The sequence below is a fragment of the Haladaptatus halobius genome, from assembly GCF_020618475.1.
Lineage (GTDB): Archaea > Halobacteriota > Halobacteria > Halobacteriales > Haladaptataceae > Haladaptatus > Haladaptatus halobius.
Genome location: NZ_CP085335.1, coordinates 2,739,469 through 2,756,242 on the forward strand (window position 1 = coordinate 2,739,469; position 16,774 = coordinate 2,756,242).

Consider the following 16,774-nt stretch of genomic DNA (forward strand, 5'->3'; position numbering starts at 1 on the left):
AAATACCTGCACTATCTGAACCCGAAGACGTTCGAGATAGCTGTCTTAGAAGCCCATAGACGCTAGAAATCCTGCGGAACGTCGGAGGTGTCGCGGGCAGCGTGGACGAAGCCCTCGGCGATTATCCAGAGACCCTTGGCGACCAACAGCAGCGCGTAGTAGAGCGCGGGGAGTAAGACGACAAGGTAGAGGCCAAGACCGACGACGGTGCCGACTGGATTGCCGCCGAAGGAGGCGAAGAGAGCACCGCTGACCAGATTCGCCGCGATAACGAGGACGGCGGCGATGAAGAACTGGCGGGTGGCATGGCGGACGTACTCGTCACGATTCATACGGGCAACGTGGCGAGGCGAAACATCAATCCGCCGATTCTTCGACGCCCGTCGTTCGTCCGGTCTTCGAAGTACTGGCAACAGCGTTTCTATCTCACACTCGCGCCGTCACCGACGAACGTCGACCGACCCGTGAACCGCCTCGGAGTCAAGCCCCGGAGCACTCTCCTCGACCGACCGGTAAAAACCGTCTTCGAGACGAAATGAGACGTAAGAAAGCGCGGTTCCGGAGGATTTAACCAAACCGCAGGGCCTCTTTCGAGTGATATGGCGAAAGTTAGCGTAGTCGGCGCGGCTGGCACCGTCGGGGCCGCCGCAGGCTACAACATCGCACTGCGTGGCGTCGCAGACGAACTCGTCTTCGTGGACATTCCGGACAAGGAAGACGACACCATCGGACAAGCCGCGGACGTGAACCACGGGGCCGCATACGACTCCAACACGGTCGTCCGGCAGGGCACCTACGAGGACAGCGCCGGCTCCGACGTGGTCGTCATCACCGCCGGAATCCCGCGCCAGCCGGGGCAGACGCGCATCGACCTCGCGGGCGACAACGCGCCCATCATGGAGGACATCGGCTCCTCCATCGCGGAGCACAACGACGATTTCGTGACCATCACCACCTCGAACCCGGTCGATCTGCTCAACCGCCACCTCTATGAGACGGGCGACCGAGCGCGGGAGAAAGTCATCGGCTTCGGCGGCCGCCTCGACAGCGCCCGGTTCCGCTACGTCCTGAGCCAGCGATTCGACGCGCCGGTTCAAAACGTCGAAGCGACCATCATGGGCGAGCACGGCGACGCGCAGGTTCCGGTCTTTTCCAAAGTGCGCGTGAACGGCACCGACCCCGAGTTCACGGACGGCGAGAAGTCGGAGATTCTCGACGAACTCAAGGAAAGCGCGATGAACGTCATCGAGAAGAAGGGCGCGACCGAGTGGGGCCCGGCGACGGGCGTCGGCCACATGGTCGAGGCCGTCCTGCGCGACACGGGCGAGGTCGTCCCCGGTTCGGTCAAACTCGACGGCGAGTACGGCCACGACGACGTCGCGCTCGGCGTTCCGGTCAAACTCGGCGAGAACGGCGTCGAGGAGATCGTCGAGTGGAATCTGACCGAGTTCGAGCGCGAACAGCTCGGCGAGGCGGCGGATAAGCTCGCGGAGCAGTACGAGAAGATAGAGTAAGCGAGTCTCGCGACGGTTCCGAGTTTCTTCGTTTCGAGATACAATACTTCGTCTTCCGATAGCGAGCGAAACCCTTCTCGCATCGTTCGGTCCGACGGCGTCGAAAAGTCACGTCTTCGGTCTCGTTTCACCGCCCATCCGCCAACCGCGCGCCGATTCGGTCGGGTAAACCGGCTTCTCGCACCGCTTCCTGCACTACTTCGACATCGTACTCGACGCGGTGCTCCTCAACCGCGAGAGACGAGAGATCGAGGATGGCGTAGGCCGCGCGAGGATCTCTGTCTCGCGGCTGGCCAACGCTACCCGGATTCAACACCACACCCTCGTCGTACGATTCGTGGTGCTGGACGTGCGTGTGGCCCATCACCAGCGCGTCCTCGTCGCCCAGTAGCTCCGGCCCGAACTCCTCCGGGTAGGTGTAGTGGTCGGGGTCGTCCGGGTGGCCGTGGACGATTCGTACCCGTTCGCTGCAGGCCTTTGCGCTGGCGGGACGATTCGCCAACCACTCGCGCTGTAGGTCGTTCAGTTCGTCGCGAGCGTACTCGACGCCGGCACTCGCCATGCTGTTGAACCCGAACGTCGTATCGGAGACCACCGCCCGGTCGTGGTTGCCCATCACGCTCACCGTTACGCGGTCGCGGAGCACCTCAACGCACTCCGCGGGCCACGGGTTGTAGCCGACCACATCGCCGGCGCAGAGCAGCGCGTCGACCGGCGGCATGTCGTCGAGCACGGCGTCGAGTGCGACGCGATTCGCGTGAACGTCCGAGATAACGCCGACTTTCATGCCCGGGGATACGACTTCCGCGGACTTAATTCCCGTTTTCGACGGCGAGTTCGAACCCCGCGCCCCCGTCCTCGGCGGTTCGCGCGACGCCGACCGCACAGACCGGATGTTCGAAGTCGAGGTCGTAAACCGCACTCGCGGCCTCCTCCGCACGTCTCATCCTGTCCGCACTCGTTGCTTCGTCCGCGCTCGCCGCCGCGAAGTCGAACGGTTCGGGAGTGTCTTGCTCGTAGGTTGCCACGAGCGTCGGTTCCGTGACCTCCTCCACCAACAGGGCGTCTCGGCGGACGATGCCGACGTACGACTCATCGCCCACGGTGCCCGCGATTCGGGGCGTATCGTAGTCGTCCTTCTCGTAGTCCAGCGCGAGCAGGGTCTCCGCGAGCGCGTCCCGTGCTGGATAGCCGAGTTCGAGCTTTTCGGCGATGGGGTCGACCTGCGAGCCGTTGCCGACGATGGCGTTGTCGCCAGCGATACGGACGCAGTTGTAGGCGATGTAAGGGTTGTCCGTCTCCGGCGCGTCCTCGGTCGGCGCGACGGTGACGGTGTCGCCGCGAGCGACTGCTTTGCGGTTCGGGAACGAGCGCGAGGAGACGCGGTAGGCTCCGATTTCAGGGCCGATCACGATGAATCGTCCGACGTACATACACGACTGTGCGCAATTGAGGTGGAAATAGATGCTGGTTTGTGCATGGTTACGGGATGTCTCGGAGTAACATGCGCGGTCGAAACGCGCAACGCTTACAAGCAAGCGGGCAATAGGGAGTGTTGCTGCAAGCAGTCCCATGGGGTAGTGGCCAATCCTGTTGCCTTCTGGGGGCAACGACCGCGGTTCGAATCCGTGTGGGACTATTCTTCGATTTTTGTCGGTGAACGTTTGATGTCAATTTTCCACCACTCCGCCCAGAAGAACGAAATCCCACGAATATAACCATCCCGTATGCCGAGTGAACTAAGCGGAAAGACCGCCATCGTCACCGGATCGAGCAGCGGTATCGGAAAGGGAATCGCACGCGAGTTCGCACAACGAGGGGTAAATGTCGTTCTGAATTCGCGGTCTCATGAACGGGCGGTGAACGCGGCGGACGACATCGACGCCGAGGCAGGAACCGTACTACCAGTCGAGGGGGACGTGACCGACTACGAGTCGGTTCGGGCGTTGGTCGACGCCACCGTCGAGAAGTTCGGGTCGCTGGACGTCATGGTTAACAATGCGGGAATCAACATTCGAGGGCCCGCGGAGGAGATAACCCCCGAAGACTGGCAGACGGTGATAGACGTGAATCTGACCGGAACGTTCTACGGGGCGCAACTAGCCGGAAAGCGGATGATCGAGCAGGGTTCCGGGGGCCACATAGTCAACATATCGAGCATGATGGGCGAACAGGGACAGACGGGACGAACGCCCTACAACACGTCAAAAGGCGGCGTGAACAATCTCACGCGGTGTCTCGCGGTGGAGTGGGCCGAACACGACATCCACGTCAACGCCATCGCGCCCGGTTACATCCGAACTGAGATGGTAGACGAAGCACAGGATCAGATCGGGTTCGACGAGGACGACATCGTCGATAGGACGCCGCTCGGTCGGTTCGGTTCCGTGGAGGAGATCGCAAACTGTGCGCGTTTCCTCGCCGAAGGAGAACACTTCATGACGGGCGAAGTCCTCCACGCTGACGGCGGCTGGCTCGCGTTCGGGTGGGGGAGTCGGTCGTGACGCTTTTCCGGAGATAACGAAAAGAAACCACCCCTCGCCAACCCCTTCGTTTCAACTGGAACCCCCGGTACCTACCGCCCGCTCGTCTCCGACTCCTCGTCTGTTTCGGCGTCGTCCAACTCGCCTAACGCTCGCTCGTCGTTGTACTCTTCCATCCCGCTCGCCTCGCCGGTTACCTCGTTGTACACCGCTTCGCGGGCTTCGTCCGCGGACTCGAACCGTTCGTCCACAAGGCGGTCAAAGACGCTCCCCAGCGACTCCGTCTCGTTCGGCAGGTCGAGTTGCTGGTCGCCGTACTCCGTCGCGAGTTCTTCACTCGTCGTGGGATACTTGTGCTCGTCGAGCATCTCACCCGCCTGTCCGAGCATATCTTGGACGCTCTCTGCGCGTTCGTGTTGTCGCTCTCGAGCGCTGTCCATCACGTCCTCGGCGTTGTGGTCGTCTCGGGGCATGGACAGACGTACGTTCGGGTTCCGGAAATCCGTACCGGCCCACGCTCCGCGACCACACCTCACAGCGATACTTGGTCACTTCTCGACTTCGAGCAGGGCGACCCGCTCGCAGACGAGGTCGGTGAGCGCGGCGCTGGTGGCGGCCAACTCCCGCTCCGAGATGTCGAAGAACTCGAACACGCGCTCGCAACCCGGTTGGCCGAGCGTCTCGTCGCGTTCGAGGAGATCCGAAACTTCCCCCGCGGCTTGCGCTTCTCGTTCGTCCTTCCTCCCTTGCTTGCCGTCGATCACGACGACAACCGGCTGTTCGCCCTCCGAGACGCCCATTTTGAGCGCCTGATTTATCTGACGGCGACCCGCGGCGTACAGCAGAATCTCGACCGCCGGGTCGCGGGCGACGTTTTCCCCGCGGTCGAACGCTCGATTGGCGTGTTCGACCGCCGATTCGAGGTGTTCTCGGCCGGCCACGTAGCGCGCGTCGAACGCCTGTACCGCACAGTGGAACTCCTCGCCGATGGTTCCGAGTCGAGCGAGAAAGCTATTGAGGTCGGCGATGCTCGCCCGCCCCTCGACCAGCTTCATTCGAAATCACCGAGACTCTGCTGTCCGCCGTCGTCCGCCGACGAGTCGGCCGTCGTCGCGGTTGCTTTCGCGTCCGCGTCCGCCTCGATACCATCCAGCGACGGGTCTTGTCGACCGACGTTTTCGAGAATCGTTTCGGTTGTCTTTCGTCTACCGCGGAGCGCGCCGAGGACGACCGATTTGTCCGCCTCGCGGAGATCGGCCCGCGATTCGATACCGACCTCGTACAGGCGTCGGGCGCGCTTTCGACCGACGTTTCGAATCCCCGCGAGATCGAGGAGTTCCTCTTCGACGCCGTACTCGACTCGCTTTCGCGCTTCGCGGACGGCGGTGGTCGTCTTCGACGGGATGCCTTCGGTTTCGTCGCGCTGAAGTTCGGCGGCGAGTCGCTCCGCCGCGTTCAACAACCACTCGGCCGTATCGACCTTCCCGCGGATGTCGCCGGGACCGATGGCGTAACGCTCGGTGATTCGGTCTTCGTCCAGTTCGCTCGCCCAGTCTTCCAACAGGCGTGCGGTCTTCAGCGCCGAGAGCCAGTCCTCGAAGGCGTGGTCTTCGAACTCTGACGGCATCGAGCCGAGGAACTCCTGCTCGCGCTCGTACGCGATCTCCGTGTACCGCTCGCGGTCGCCCGACCGCAGGTAGAGCTGGTACATGTCCGGCGTGCGCGAGACGAGATGGTACAGACCGAGTGCGGTCGGTTTCTCGTCAGTTGCGTGCAGACCGTCAATTATCTCGGCGGCGCTCATCGGGTCGAGATACAGTTGCGAGACCCGGTGGCCGAGACCGGTCGCTCGCAGGCGGTCGTCGCGTTCGAGGAACCCATTTCGTTCGAGATACTCGAGCACTCGCTGGGTGACCGTTTCGAGGCGACCGGTTTCGTCGGTCTGGGTCGCGTAGAGCGTCCGTTCGAGGAAGTCCAGAAGTTCTGCTTCCGTCCCCGCGAAGCCGGAGGCGACAGTCGCGAGGATGTGCGTACGGAGCGCGGGTTCCGCGGCAAGTTTCGAGTAGACGGGTTCGGGGTCGGCCCAGACGTATTGGTCGAACAGTTCCTGTAGCTCTTCGTGGCTCTTGGCGATGAGCACCGCTTCGCCGTAGGGGTCGAGTCCCGGCCGGCCCGCGCGTCCGAACATCTGATGGATTTCGAGCACGTCGAGTGGTTGCATCCCGCCGACGTCGCCGTCGTAACGTCGCCAATCGCGGACGATGACGCGCCTGCTCGGCGTGTTCACGCCCGCCGCGAGCGTCGGGGTCGCGCTGATGACCTTCACGAGGCGGTCGCGGAAGGCGTCCTCGACCAGCGAACGATGTTCGCTGGCGAGTCCCGCGTGATGGAACGCCGACCCCTTCTCGACGGCGTCCGCGAGGTCGTCGCTCGTCTCAGTATCGCTTACGTCGCGAATCTCGGCGGCGACGGCCGCGAGTTCGCGGCGCTCCTCGTCGGTCAGGTGCGTTTTCGTCACGTCCGCAAGCCGTTTCGCCGACGCCTCCGCGTTCCGGCGCGAGTTGACAAACACGAGCGACGCCCCCTCGTCCCCGAGCGTGTCGCGGACGAGCGCGGCGGTCTCCTTCTCGTTTCCGCGTGCGAGTTCCTGCTGGCTACCGTCGTCGAAGTGGAGCGCTTGCCCGTAGAGGACGCCCTTTCGAAGGTCGATGGGTCGCCACGTCGAATCGACCAGCGTGGCGTCCAGCCAGTCGGCCATTTGGTCGGCGTTGCCGACCGTCGCGGAGAGCGCGACGGTTTGAAGATTCGGGTTGACGCGCCGGAGTTTGGCGAGGGTGACTTCGAGCGTCGGGCCGCGGTGGGCGTCATTGACGAGGTGAACTTCGTCCGCGACGACGCAGGAGAGGTCGTCCACCCACTTCGCGCCATTTCGCACGAGTGAGTCCACCTTCTCGCTCGTGGCGACGATGATATCTTTCGTGGCGAGCCAGTCGCCCTCGCTGTCGTAGTTTCCCGTTGAGACGCCGATGGAGACGCCGTACTGTTCGAACTCCTCGAACTCGGCCTTCTTCTCGCTGGCGAGGGCGCGGAGCGGGACGATGTAGAGCGCCTTCCCGCCGCGGGCGACGCTGGAGAGCATCGCCAGTTCCGCGATGAATGTTTTCCCGCTGGCGGTCGGGATGCTGGCGACGACGCTCTCACCGTCGGTGATGCCCGCCTCGACCGCTTCGGCCTGCGGCGGATACAGTTCCTCGATGCCTTGCGCTTCGAAATGTTCGGGGACGCCGTCCGGCAGTCCCGTCAAGTCGGCGACTTTCACGCACGTTCACCCCGCGAGCGTGCCGCGAATCCGGTCATTACCTCCGTTTGGCGCGTCTTCTGGTTTAAACTGTCGGGTGCTCCGTCAACCATTTCACCCGTCCCGACCGACGTTCGGGTATGAGAATCGAGTTCGACCGCGACACGTGTACCGGGATGTATCAGTGTACCGCCGAGTGGGACGCCTTCGTGGAGAACCGCGAGGAAGGAAAAGCCGACCTATTGGAGAGCGAAGAAAGCGAGGAAGATATCTTCGTGCGCGAAGTCCCGGAAGACGCCGAGTTCGACGCCGAGATGGCCGCGCGCGTCTGTCCCGTCGACGCGATCAAAGTGTACGACGACGACGGCGAGCAGATCGTCTGAGAAGGGGGTTTCGTCGTCGAAAAGTAGATTCATCGTCCAAAGGGCAGTGTTTCGAGTGGAGAAAGCCGGTAGAAGCCGGCACTCTTGTTCTCAGCTGTCGAACCGCGCCTGCTGCATGAAGGGTTGCGTGTCGTCGATATCGCCGAGTCGTGAATCCGAGAGGAGAACGGCTTCGGTTTCGTCGATGGGAACCGAGAGGCTGATCTCCTTCGTGCGGCCGTAACGACCCTTCGAGACGACGACGGCGTTGACGATGCCGAGCATGTCGAGTTCGCTGATGAGGTCGGTGACGCGACGCTGCGTGAGGATGTCGGCGTCGATTTCGTCGCAGAGGTGTTTGTAGACGTTATATACCTCGCCCGTATTGATGTTGCGAACGCCGTTTTTTTCGAGCGAGATAGTGGAGAAGAGGACGAGTTTCGACTGCGTCGGGAGCGTGCGGACGACTTCGACCACACGGTCGAGTTCTATCTTGTCCTGCGCTTTTCTGACGTGGCCCTCCTCGATGCGTTCTTCCTGATCGCGCTCGGCGAGTTCGCCCGCTGTACGGAGGAGGTCAAGCGCGCGTCGCGCGTCACCGTGTTCCTGTGCGGCGAACGCGGCACACAATGGAATCACGTCGTCGGACAGGGCATCCGGTTTGAACGCCACGTCAGCTCGGTGTTGGAGGATATCCCGAAGTTGGTTCGCGTCGTAGGGTGGGAAGACGATCTCCTCTTCGCCGAGGCTCGATTTGACGCGGGGGTCGAGGAAGTCGGTGAACTTCAGGTCGTTGCTGATACCCATGATGGACACCCGCGAGTTCTCCAGTTCCGAGTTCATCCGCGAGAGATTGTACAGCGTGTCGTCGCCCGACTTCTCGACCAGTTTGTCGATCTCGTCCAGCATGATGACGACGACTCGCTCCCGGTAATCGACGGCTTCGAAGAAAGTGTTGTAAACTCGATCTGTCGGCCACCCGGTCATCGGAACCGCCTCCATCTCCTCGGCGTCGTCTTCGAGTTCCTCGATTCGCTCGTCTATCTCCTCCACGGAGGAGAACTCGGTATTCGCTATTTGGGCGGGTTCTGCGGCGGTACCGTCTCGGATATCCTCCAGTTCCTCGATTTGCTCGTCGATGGCGACGTGGTTGTTCTCGATGAACTTGTTGGCGAGCTGTGCGAGCACGCGATACTGCGTGTCGGTCACCTCGCAGTTGATGTACTCCACCTCGCAGGGCACTTCGTATTTCAAAGACGTTCGTTCGAGTTCCTGACTGACGAACTTCGCACTCGCAGTTTTACCGGTTCCCGTCTTCCCGTAGATGAGGATGTTCGAGGGGGTCTCGCCCCGAAGCGCGGCAACAAGGATGGTCGCCATCCGGTTGATCTGCTCTTTCCGGTGTGGAAGCTCGTGCGGCGTATACGAGGGTCGGAGAACTTCCTTATTCTCGAAAATCGGCTCACCGCTGAGCAGATCGTCGAACAACCCTTGATTGCCCTCGTCCGCGTCGTCCAACACGACATCGTCCAGATCGACGCCCTCGAAACCGCTCGTCGCGTCGTCCGGTTCGTCCGGTGGATCGGTGTTTTCGTTTGTCATTCGTCGGCTACTACCCCTTCGTTTCCACTGGAGTTATCGCGCTGCGCAGAGAGAGACGGGGTAATATCGGGAAAAGCGTCCCGATTCGTCCCCGATAGAATGACAGCGCGTCCAGTTGATGCAGATGAACAAAAGGTGGAGCACAGTATTAAAATCTTTCTCATTCGGGAAATGATGGACGAAATACGGGTTCTTTCCCCGGTTTCGCGTCGAATAGAGACTTCCGATTCGATTCGATGAAATCGAGTCGTTGTTATCGTTCGATTTCGTCGTAGTCTCGTCGTTCGAACCATTCGAGAGACGGTTCCGTATCGCCCTCTCGATCCGCTCGACCGAACTTTTGTGGTCTTTGTTCTTTTTATTCTGTAATTCAGAGTTTTTGATTATTCAAGTGATCGGATTTCCCTTACGCAAACTGCCGGTAACCCATCCGTTTCGAGTGGAACCCACTTCGAGACGAAACGTCCGAATCCCCCGTTTCGAGTAGAACACCGGGCTGTTCCACTGGTCGTCGACAACGGACGAAGAACGTGAAGAACGGACGGCGGTCGTTGAATCACGATCGAAGAGAGCAGGGTGATTCCACGTTCGGTCGTGAGTCGTGAATCGAAGAGAAATGGACGCAAAATTCGATGGCTGTGGTTATTGTTGCAGTCATGATCTGGTCGTTGTTATAGTCGCGATCGTTGGTATGACAAACGATAGCTTTTGTCTTGGTTGCCCCCCACCCCTCCGTTTCGAGTGGAGAGGAAGAATGGGTGGGCGGGGGTGGGGGGTAACTAGAACAGGAACCTTTATCACAACATCGAACCAACAATATCCGTAAACTAGAGGATAGATTTTTCTAGAAGAGAGTATCGTATGTAAGTTACCCTTCGATGACACACCGACCCCGCTCCCTTCCGTCTCCACCCGAAACGAAGGGGTGGGGGTCTCCCCACCCGATCGCCCTTTCACCCTTTCATCCTCTCACCGTCTTCGTCATCTCCCCGCCCTCGCCGCTTCGTCCCCCGAGCCGACGACTTCCGCGTTCACTACCGAATCAGCTACGTCCGCTAAACTAATCCAGTCCACCGACTCGTCACCGAATTTATCAACAAACCTCCAAATCGCCATCGAATCACCATCGAATACCATCAGATCCACCATCGAATCCGTCGAATCCTTCACCGAATCGACGCCTTTCACCCGTCCTTCGACCGCCACAACCCCTCCGTTTCAAGTGGAACGTTCACACACCGAGTTGGGTTCCGTTCGTTCGGGCGGCGTTCGAACCGCGTCCTGCTCCATTCCTTGTGCTTCACGTCCAGTGTTCATTTCCTACGCTCCCTTCGTTTCATTTCTTCCAGTCTCGACGTGATATTTGTGTCAACAGTTGTCTGACGTAGATTTAAGTGAATGGCGTGAAGTTCTACGTGCAACAGCCCCGCGCCCGGTATAATCGCCCGTCAGTAGACCTCTCCGGTGTGATTGCCCGACAACGGGGTCTGGGAGGAAAAAGGATGGGATTGTTTACAGGTCTCAAAAGCAGTATTACACGTGTGACCGATAAGCTCTTTGCGTCAGAAGAGCCGAAACGGATCGGTATCTACGGACCGCCGAACGCTGGAAAGACGACGCTCGCCAACCGCATCGCCCGGGATTGGACCGGCGATGCCGTCGGACCCGAGAGCCACGTTCCACACGAAACACGACGTGCGCGAAGAAAAGAAAACGTAGAAATCGAGCGAAACGGCAGAACCGTCACCATCGATATCGTCGACACGCCGGGTGTCACGACGAAGGTGGATTACGAGGAGTTCCTCGAACACGACATGGAAAAGGAGGACGCGGTGCGTCGCTCCCGCGAAGCGACCGAAGGTGTCGCGGAAGCGATGCACTGGCTCCGGGAAGACGTGGACGGCGTCATCTACGTGCTCGACAGCTCGACCGACCCGTTCACGCAGGTAAACACGATGCTCATCGGCATCATCGAGAGCCAAGACTTGCCGGTGCTCATCCTCGCCAACAAGACCGATCTCGAGGATTCGAGCGTGCAACGCATCCGTAACGCGTATCCGCAGCACGAGACGATTCCGCTCTCGGCGCTGGAGGGTGACAACATGGACGAAGTATACACGAAGATCGCGGAGTACTTCGGGTGATTCCAATGCCGGAAATAAAAAATTCAGACGACGGGGTTCAGATCGACCTCATCGGGGGCGAACGGATGGCCGGGAAAACGAGCATGGAGAAGATCCGGATGATACTGGACGGCGTCCGCGAGGGAAACATCGTCATCCTGGAAGAGGGTCTCTCCCCCGACGAGGAGAGCAAGCTCATCGAGGTGACGATGACCGAGATCAGCCCCGACGAGTTCAGCGGCATCGAGATCGAAACGTACCCGCGCTCGAAGACCTCCGATAACGGGCTTCTGGGCCGTCTGATGGGCCGCGAATCGACTGGTTCGAAACTCACAGTCATCGGTCCTGCGAATCAGATTGAGACGCTCCACAAGGACGAGAATCTCATTAGCGCCCTCATATCCCGGAAATAATGCCGCACAAGTGTACGAACTGCGGGCGCACGTTCGCCGATGGGTCGAAGGAGATGCTTTCGGGCTGTCCCGACTGCGGCGGCAACAAGTTTCAGTTCCGACCCGCCGGAGCGTCTCCAGACGAAACGAAGGCCTCCGAATCGCCCGAACCGTCCGAGTCGAGCGTCGACGCCGCATCGAGTTCCGGTGCGGTCGGTCGCGCGGCGTCGACCGTGAAGGGGTGGGTTGGGTCGCGCGAGGACTCGGAAACCGCACGAGCAGACCGAACGTCGGCCGAAGCCGACCGGAAGCGAACGACTGCCAGCGACCGATCGCAGTCTGACACCGGCTCCGATTCAACCGCCGAATCGACCGAATCGAGCACTTCCGGGGGTTCTGCCTCGTCGGGGTCTGCGCGCGAACGGTCGCCCGAGTCTGATGTGGACGAACCGAGTTCGGGAACGGGAAAAGTGAGAGAAGGCGCGGGGACGGGCGAAGACGTAGGTGCGGGAGAAGACCGTGCACAGGCGAGTGCGCGTTCGGAGGTCGTCACGGACGACGAACTCCCCAAGCGACCCGAGACGGACGATGCTGGGACGGTCGTCGAACCGCAGGAGGAGAATCAACCGAGCCTCGAAGAGCTTCGAGAGGAACTCAACAGCCAGTTCGAGAGCATCAAAGTCGTCGAACCCGGCCAGTACGAGCTCAACCTGATGGAGCTGTACGAGCGCGACGAGTACATCATCGCGCTCAAGGAGAACGGGCGGTACGTGATTCAAGTGTCCGATTCGTGGTCAGGTTCGGCCGATAACTGATCGCCATTCCGCGTTTCGCGTTTCGCTGCGTCTCGACCGCGGAGATATCACTCCCTCGGAGAACCCTCTCTTGGACTCTCGAAGGTTGACACTTGAATAACTCCACTCAAAAACCGCGCGATAGCAGGGACGTGACCTTTACTTGCCGACGACGCACACCGACATATAAATCCAGTCGAGCAACTCGCTCGAAACCTGCTCGCGGAGTCGAAAGCCTACGGGTACACGCTGACGATTTGGGGTGGCGGTGCGATACTGATGAACCAGTACGGGTCGCCGGGCATCCTCGACATCTTCCTCTACATCAGCGGTGCGCTGTTCGCGTTCGGCTCCCTGGCGAGCGTCGCCTTCGACGACCTCAAACCGGAGTATCAGGAGGGACTCATCATCGCGTCCATGGTTCACATCGCCGCCACGCTCGGAAACCTCCTGTTGAGCTACGCCATCCTCGTGGCGCTCAACCCCGGCTTCCCGTCGAGCTGGGCGTTCTTCGTCGTCGGTTTCGAGGGGACGCTCACGTACAATCTGATGTTGCTCTTGGAGGACGGCTTCGCACAGTTCGTCACGGCGGTGTTCGACAAAGCGAGCGCCGGAACGTGATGTTCCACCCGAAACGGTGCCCTTTCCGTATCGAGGATGGACGCTCCGTCGCACCGGAACCGGTATCCGCATTGCCAAGAGCCTTCAATGCCGACCGCAAACCACGAACAAATGTGGGGTGACGCGAGACGACAAGTCCAGCGGGTGCTCTTTCTCTTCCCCGCCGCACTTGCCGGCCTCGGACTACTCGACCGGAAGAAAGGCGAGGAGGCGTTCGACCTCGCCATCCCGGTGATGATCACCGGCGGGATGCGAACCCTGCTTCGCGTCGCGGACTTCTTCATGGTGAGCATCGCCCTCGACGAGAACGCGGTCGCCGCGCTAGAGTTCGGATTTCAGTACTTCTTCATCCCGTTCGGCCTCTCTTTGGCGCTCACGAGCGGAACCATCAGCGTCGTCTCGCGGTTCAAAGGCGCCGGGGAGCACGCGAAAGCGGATTTCGCCATCAAGCAGTCGCTGTGGCTCGCGCTGCTCGTCTCGGTACCCACGACGGTCGTCACGTGGGTCTACGCTGAGCCGATGATCGCAGTGCTCACCGACGACCCGCGCGTCATCGAATCCGGTGCGGTGTATCTCAAAATCATTATGCTTTCGGTTTCGTTTCGATTCTGGAGCATGATCGCCGCCCGCGCGCTGGCCGGAAGCGGTGACACCCGAACCCCGATGTACATCCGCCTGCTCACGCTCCCGACCAACATCGCGTTGAACGCGGTTCTCATCTTCGGCCTCGGCTCGTTCGAACCGATGGGCGTCGCGGGCGCGGCGTGGGGAACCGCCATCGCCAACAAGCTCGCGGCGGTGCTCTTCACGGGGGTCTTGCTCTCGGGGCGCTTCTCGGTTCGACTCCGACTCGGCGGGAGACAGTGGGATACCGACATCGCACGCGAAATCGTTCGCGTCGGACTTCCGCTCGCCGGAACTCGCCTCTCGCGGACGCTCGGGCGGTTCCCCTTCCTCTTCGTGCTCGGCACCCTCGGAACCGGGGTCGTCGCTTCCTACGCCATCGGTCGGCGGGTGATGCTCCTCGCGCTGATGCCCGCGTGGGGGTACTCGACGGCCTCCAGCACGCTGGTCGGCCAGAGCATCGGCGCGGGGAACGACGACGAAGCGAACGAGTACGGCTGGCAAACCCTCAGAATCGCGCTGGTGACGCAGCTGATACTCGCAGTCGCTCTTATCGCGGCGGCCCGTCCCATCGCTCGCGGTTTCGGCACCGCGAACCTCGATCTGACTGTCGAGTTCGTCCGCGTGTTCGGACTCGGTGTCGGGGCGTTCAGCGTCTCGCGCACCATGCGCGGCAGTCTCCGCGGCGCGGGCGACACGAAGTGGCCGCTGTACGGAACGTTCGCGGGAACCTTCCTCTACAAGCTTCCCGTCGCGTTCCTCGCGGTTCCGTCGGGCGTCGTCCTCTTCTCGCTCGGAAACTGGTCGTTCGCTCCGGGAGTCGGCCTCGGCCTGCTCGGCGTCTACGCCGCCATACTCGGGGACATATACTTTCGGGCCGGCGTCAACACCTTCCGGTTCTGGACGGGCGAGTGGAAACGGATCGCCCGCGAATCCGAGGCGGGTGTGGGAGCGCGCGCCGATTGACTCGCTCGGAGAGATTTTCAGTACGAAGAACTTTCGAGTGGAAACGAAGGGGTTCCGCCCGGAGTAGGCAGATTTTAAGCGTTCGAGTGGAAACGATGGGGTATGAGCACTCCCACGAAGATCGTCATCGGCACCGTCGGACTGACAGCACTGGCCGCGATCGCCGTCGTTCTCAACCACTGGTTCGCAGCCTGATGTTCGGCGAACGGACGCTCCCCGAGGACGTGGCGGCGGTTCGAGACGAACACGCACCGGGCGCGCTCGTGCTTGACTGCGAGCGGGATTTCGAGACGCTTCCGGTTCCGGCACGCGACGACCTCGCGCTGCTGACGGACGAGATTCGTCCCTTCTCCGCACCCGGCGAGTGGCTTCCGGACGACGCCCCCGAACTCCTGCGGCGGTTCGCAGGAACCGACTTGGTGGTCGGCATGCCGGGCGACGGGAGCGTCGCGTGGACACGCCAGACCGTCCCGCCCGTCCTCTTCGTGAAAGCGCGCGTTCAGGGGTCGCCGGAGGAGTTCGTGGACTTCCTGCTCGCGGAGGCGCTGGTCGAAGTCGGCCTCGGTCTGCCAGAGCAGTTCCTCGGATTTTTCGAGGAGCGGTATCCGGAGTTCGCCGGCGCCGTCCCGCTCGATTCGGGGAGTACGTACCAACTCGCCGCCGCGCTGTGCGACGCCTACAAAGGGCTGTACACCCGCGAGGTGTTCGCCGATTGGCGCGACGTTCACCCCCGTCTATTCGAGGCGTGGCGGGACGCGGGCGAACGAATCGAGCCGCGGCTGGCGAACGTCACCCGAGAGGTCGCCACCGGTCAGTCGGACTTTCCGGACGCCGCCGAGTTCGCGTGTAGCGCCATCAAACACGGCATCGAACCGCCAGCACCCTTCGCGGCGCTCGACACGCGGGCGTACCGCGACCACGGCGTTGACTACGCCATCAAGTGGGCGGAGAAGACGCTGGGATGATCACTCTTCCTGCTCCATCGTCGTGAACGGAATCGTCGCCGTCGTTCGCTGTATGACGGTCGCGGTTCTGAGGATGAACGCGAACAGCACGGCCAACGGAAGGAATCCGATGCCGACGACGATGGGAAGCAGGAGACGCTCGTGGGCCGGTTCGAGAACGCTCCCCGCTGTCGCCGTGAAGGTGAGGAGGACCGCGACGGAAACCGCCTCGGCGGGGATGCCGGCGTAAAAGAGGACGCGCGACAGCGACGAGTGTTCGCTCTGGAGGTAGATGCTCTTGAAGTACTGTCTGGCGATGTCGATGCGCTGTAGGTGATCGACGAGTCGCCCGAGCGCGTCGTAGACGTGCGGGTGCAAGTCGTCCTCGTACGTCGAACGGATTCAACGCACCCGGTTAATCTCGTTCGCGTAGTTCGTCATCAGCGCGACCGAGAGCGCTTCGAACGTCGTCATCTCCGGATTGTCGAGCTTTTCGCCCACTTCGTTGAGATGGTCGGTGAGCGGCGTCACGAGAGATTCCACTTCGTCCTTCGCTTCGCCCTCGCGTTCGATGACGAGTCCTCCGATGCGTTGTGCTTCCCGTCTGGTGTTCTGGAAGAGCAGTTTTAGGAATCCCAACGGTTGAACCGGCGCGACTTCATCGGCGCTCTCTTCGACCTTCGTTCGATACTCGACGACGCTGTCTATCTGCGACCGAAGCTCCCTCGGCGATTTCAGCTCGCGGGATAACAACAGCTGATTGATGGAGACGACGACCGTGATGAGCGTCAGGTTGCCCGAGATGAGACTGCCGAAGACGTAGAACAGCGGTTGGGAATCTTCGAGCGGAACTGCGCCGCTCAGTTCGAACAGCGCGACGACGACGAAGAACACCGCCCCCAGCGCCGCGACGAACAGCCGGTTCCCGTCGAGAAGGAACCACCGCTTCGCGCTGTCGACGGTTCCGCCCCGTTCCTCACCTCCGACGGTGAGACTGTTCTCTCTCACCACGACGGTACTCGTTCACCGCCGAGCACCGAAAGTCCGTCGG

Annotated in this window: 19 protein-coding genes, 1 tRNA gene and 1 pseudogene; 12 read left to right on the forward strand and 9 right to left on the reverse strand. The window is 61.3% G+C overall.

Annotated features, from left to right (window positions below):
- Nucleotides 1-62: 62 nt before the first annotated feature.
- Complete coding sequence (locus LIW51_RS15965; protein WP_227375085.1) at nucleotides 63-332, reverse strand: hypothetical protein; 270 nt, start codon at nucleotides 330-332, stop codon at nucleotides 63-65.
- Between LIW51_RS15965 and LIW51_RS15970 the strand changes: the two genes are divergently transcribed.
- Together LIW51_RS15970 and mdh are read left to right on the forward strand one after the other, a co-directional pair.
- Nucleotides 306-539: a hypothetical protein gene (locus tag LIW51_RS15970; RefSeq protein ID WP_227375086.1), complete on the forward strand. Its 234-nt coding sequence runs from the start codon at nucleotides 306-308 to the stop codon at nucleotides 537-539. The genes LIW51_RS15965 and LIW51_RS15970 overlap by 27 nt on opposite strands.
- 60 nt (nucleotides 540-599) lie before the next feature.
- On the forward strand, nucleotides 600-1,514 hold the full coding sequence (gene mdh / locus LIW51_RS15975; RefSeq protein ID WP_227375087.1) for a malate dehydrogenase: 915 nt from the start codon (nucleotides 600-602) through the stop codon (nucleotides 1,512-1,514).
- A gap of 127 nt (nucleotides 1,515-1,641) precedes the next feature.
- Here the strand turns inward: mdh and LIW51_RS15980 are convergent, their stop codons facing one another.
- A complete protein-coding gene (locus tag LIW51_RS15980) occupies nucleotides 1,642-2,301 on the reverse strand; it encodes a metallophosphoesterase family protein (protein WP_227375088.1) in 660 nt (219 codons plus the stop codon).
- A gap of 25 nt (nucleotides 2,302-2,326) precedes the next feature.
- Entirely contained in the window at nucleotides 2,327-2,947 is a 621-nt protein-coding gene (locus LIW51_RS15985; protein ID WP_227375089.1) for an IMP cyclohydrolase, read from the reverse strand.
- 133 nt (nucleotides 2,948-3,080) lie between these two features.
- Here LIW51_RS15985 and LIW51_RS15990 point away from each other — a divergent pair.
- Nucleotides 3,081-3,153: transfer RNA gene (locus LIW51_RS15990), tRNA-Gln, on the forward strand.
- Between the two features lie 88 nt (nucleotides 3,154-3,241).
- Nucleotides 3,242-4,018, forward strand: coding sequence for an SDR family NAD(P)-dependent oxidoreductase (locus LIW51_RS15995; protein WP_227375090.1), 777 nt, complete (start codon nucleotides 3,242-3,244; stop codon nucleotides 4,016-4,018).
- A gap of 71 nt (nucleotides 4,019-4,089) precedes the next feature.
- On the opposite strand, the gene LIW51_RS16000 is transcribed toward LIW51_RS15995, so the two are convergent.
- From LIW51_RS16000 to LIW51_RS16010, 3 genes are all read right to left on the reverse strand, one after another.
- The gene (locus LIW51_RS16000; protein ID WP_227375091.1) at nucleotides 4,090-4,470 is read right to left on the reverse strand and encodes a DUF5789 family protein; all 381 of its coding nucleotides are present in this window, start codon (nucleotides 4,468-4,470) and stop codon (nucleotides 4,090-4,092) included.
- A 75-nt stretch (nucleotides 4,471-4,545) separates the two neighbouring features.
- Nucleotides 4,546-5,052, reverse strand: coding sequence for a KEOPS complex subunit Cgi121 (gene cgi121, locus LIW51_RS16005; RefSeq protein ID WP_227375092.1), 507 nt, complete (start codon nucleotides 5,050-5,052; stop codon nucleotides 4,546-4,548).
- On the reverse strand, nucleotides 5,049-7,316 hold the full coding sequence (locus LIW51_RS16010) for an ATP-dependent DNA helicase (protein ID WP_227375093.1): 2,268 nt from the start codon (nucleotides 7,314-7,316) through the stop codon (nucleotides 5,049-5,051). Before LIW51_RS16010 ends, cgi121 begins: the two co-directional genes overlap by 4 nt.
- Before the next feature lie 119 nt (nucleotides 7,317-7,435).
- On the opposite strand from LIW51_RS16010, the gene LIW51_RS16015 reads away from it, so the two are divergent.
- Nucleotides 7,436-7,678 carry a ferredoxin gene (locus LIW51_RS16015; protein ID WP_227375094.1) on the forward strand — a complete coding sequence of 81 codons (243 nt, stop codon included), beginning with the start codon at nucleotides 7,436-7,438 and terminating at the stop codon, nucleotides 7,676-7,678.
- A 90-nt stretch (nucleotides 7,679-7,768) separates the two neighbouring features.
- Here the strand turns inward: LIW51_RS16015 and LIW51_RS16020 are convergent, their stop codons facing one another.
- Both LIW51_RS16020 and LIW51_RS16025 read right to left on the reverse strand, forming a co-directional pair.
- Nucleotides 7,769-9,259: a Cdc6/Cdc18 family protein gene (locus tag LIW51_RS16020; protein ID WP_227375095.1), complete on the reverse strand. Its 1,491-nt coding sequence runs from the start codon at nucleotides 9,257-9,259 to the stop codon at nucleotides 7,769-7,771.
- 981 nt (nucleotides 9,260-10,240) lie between these two features.
- Nucleotides 10,241-10,465, reverse strand: a complete 225-nt coding sequence (locus tag LIW51_RS16025) for a hypothetical protein (protein WP_227375096.1) — start codon at nucleotides 10,463-10,465, stop codon at nucleotides 10,241-10,243.
- A gap of 296 nt (nucleotides 10,466-10,761) precedes the next feature.
- Between LIW51_RS16025 and LIW51_RS16030 the strand changes: the two genes are divergently transcribed.
- The 7 genes from LIW51_RS16030 to LIW51_RS16055 all read left to right on the forward strand — a co-directional run bounded on the left by LIW51_RS16030 (nucleotide 10,762) and on the right by LIW51_RS16055 (nucleotide 15,744).
- The gene (locus LIW51_RS16030; protein ID WP_227353026.1) at nucleotides 10,762-11,403 is read left to right on the forward strand and encodes an Era-like GTP-binding protein; all 642 of its coding nucleotides are present in this window, start codon (nucleotides 10,762-10,764) and stop codon (nucleotides 11,401-11,403) included.
- Between the two features lie 5 nt (nucleotides 11,404-11,408).
- Nucleotides 11,409-11,795 carry a DUF2073 domain-containing protein gene (locus LIW51_RS16035; protein ID WP_227353025.1) on the forward strand — a complete coding sequence of 129 codons (387 nt, stop codon included), beginning with the start codon at nucleotides 11,409-11,411 and terminating at the stop codon, nucleotides 11,793-11,795.
- The gene (locus LIW51_RS16040) at nucleotides 11,795-12,589 is read left to right on the forward strand and encodes an OapC/ArvC family zinc-ribbon domain-containing protein (RefSeq protein WP_227375097.1); all 795 of its coding nucleotides are present in this window, start codon (nucleotides 11,795-11,797) and stop codon (nucleotides 12,587-12,589) included. The genes LIW51_RS16035 and LIW51_RS16040 overlap by 1 nt, the downstream gene beginning before the upstream one ends.
- Nucleotides 12,590-12,847: 258 nt before the next feature.
- Nucleotides 12,848-13,189 (forward strand): hypothetical protein, encoded by a 342-nt coding sequence (locus LIW51_RS16045; protein ID WP_227375098.1) that lies wholly within the window; start codon nucleotides 12,848-12,850, stop codon nucleotides 13,187-13,189.
- 111 nt (nucleotides 13,190-13,300) lie between these two features.
- A complete protein-coding gene (locus LIW51_RS16050) occupies nucleotides 13,301-14,779 on the forward strand; it encodes an MATE family efflux transporter (RefSeq protein WP_227376824.1) in 1,479 nt (492 codons plus the stop codon).
- Nucleotides 14,780-14,881: 102 nt separating this feature from the next.
- Nucleotides 14,882-14,974 (forward strand): hypothetical protein, encoded by a 93-nt coding sequence (locus LIW51_RS39925; protein WP_438267342.1) that lies wholly within the window; start codon nucleotides 14,882-14,884, stop codon nucleotides 14,972-14,974.
- Nucleotides 14,974-15,744: a DUF7089 family protein gene (locus LIW51_RS16055; protein ID WP_227375099.1), complete on the forward strand. Its 771-nt coding sequence runs from the start codon at nucleotides 14,974-14,976 to the stop codon at nucleotides 15,742-15,744. Before LIW51_RS39925 ends, LIW51_RS16055 begins: the two co-directional genes overlap by 1 nt.
- On the opposite strand, the pseudogene LIW51_RS40450 reads toward LIW51_RS16055, so the two are convergent.
- A pseudogene (locus tag LIW51_RS40450) lies at nucleotides 15,745-16,734 on the reverse strand (DUF7972 family membrane protein).
- Nucleotides 16,735-16,774 lie beyond the last annotated feature (40 nt).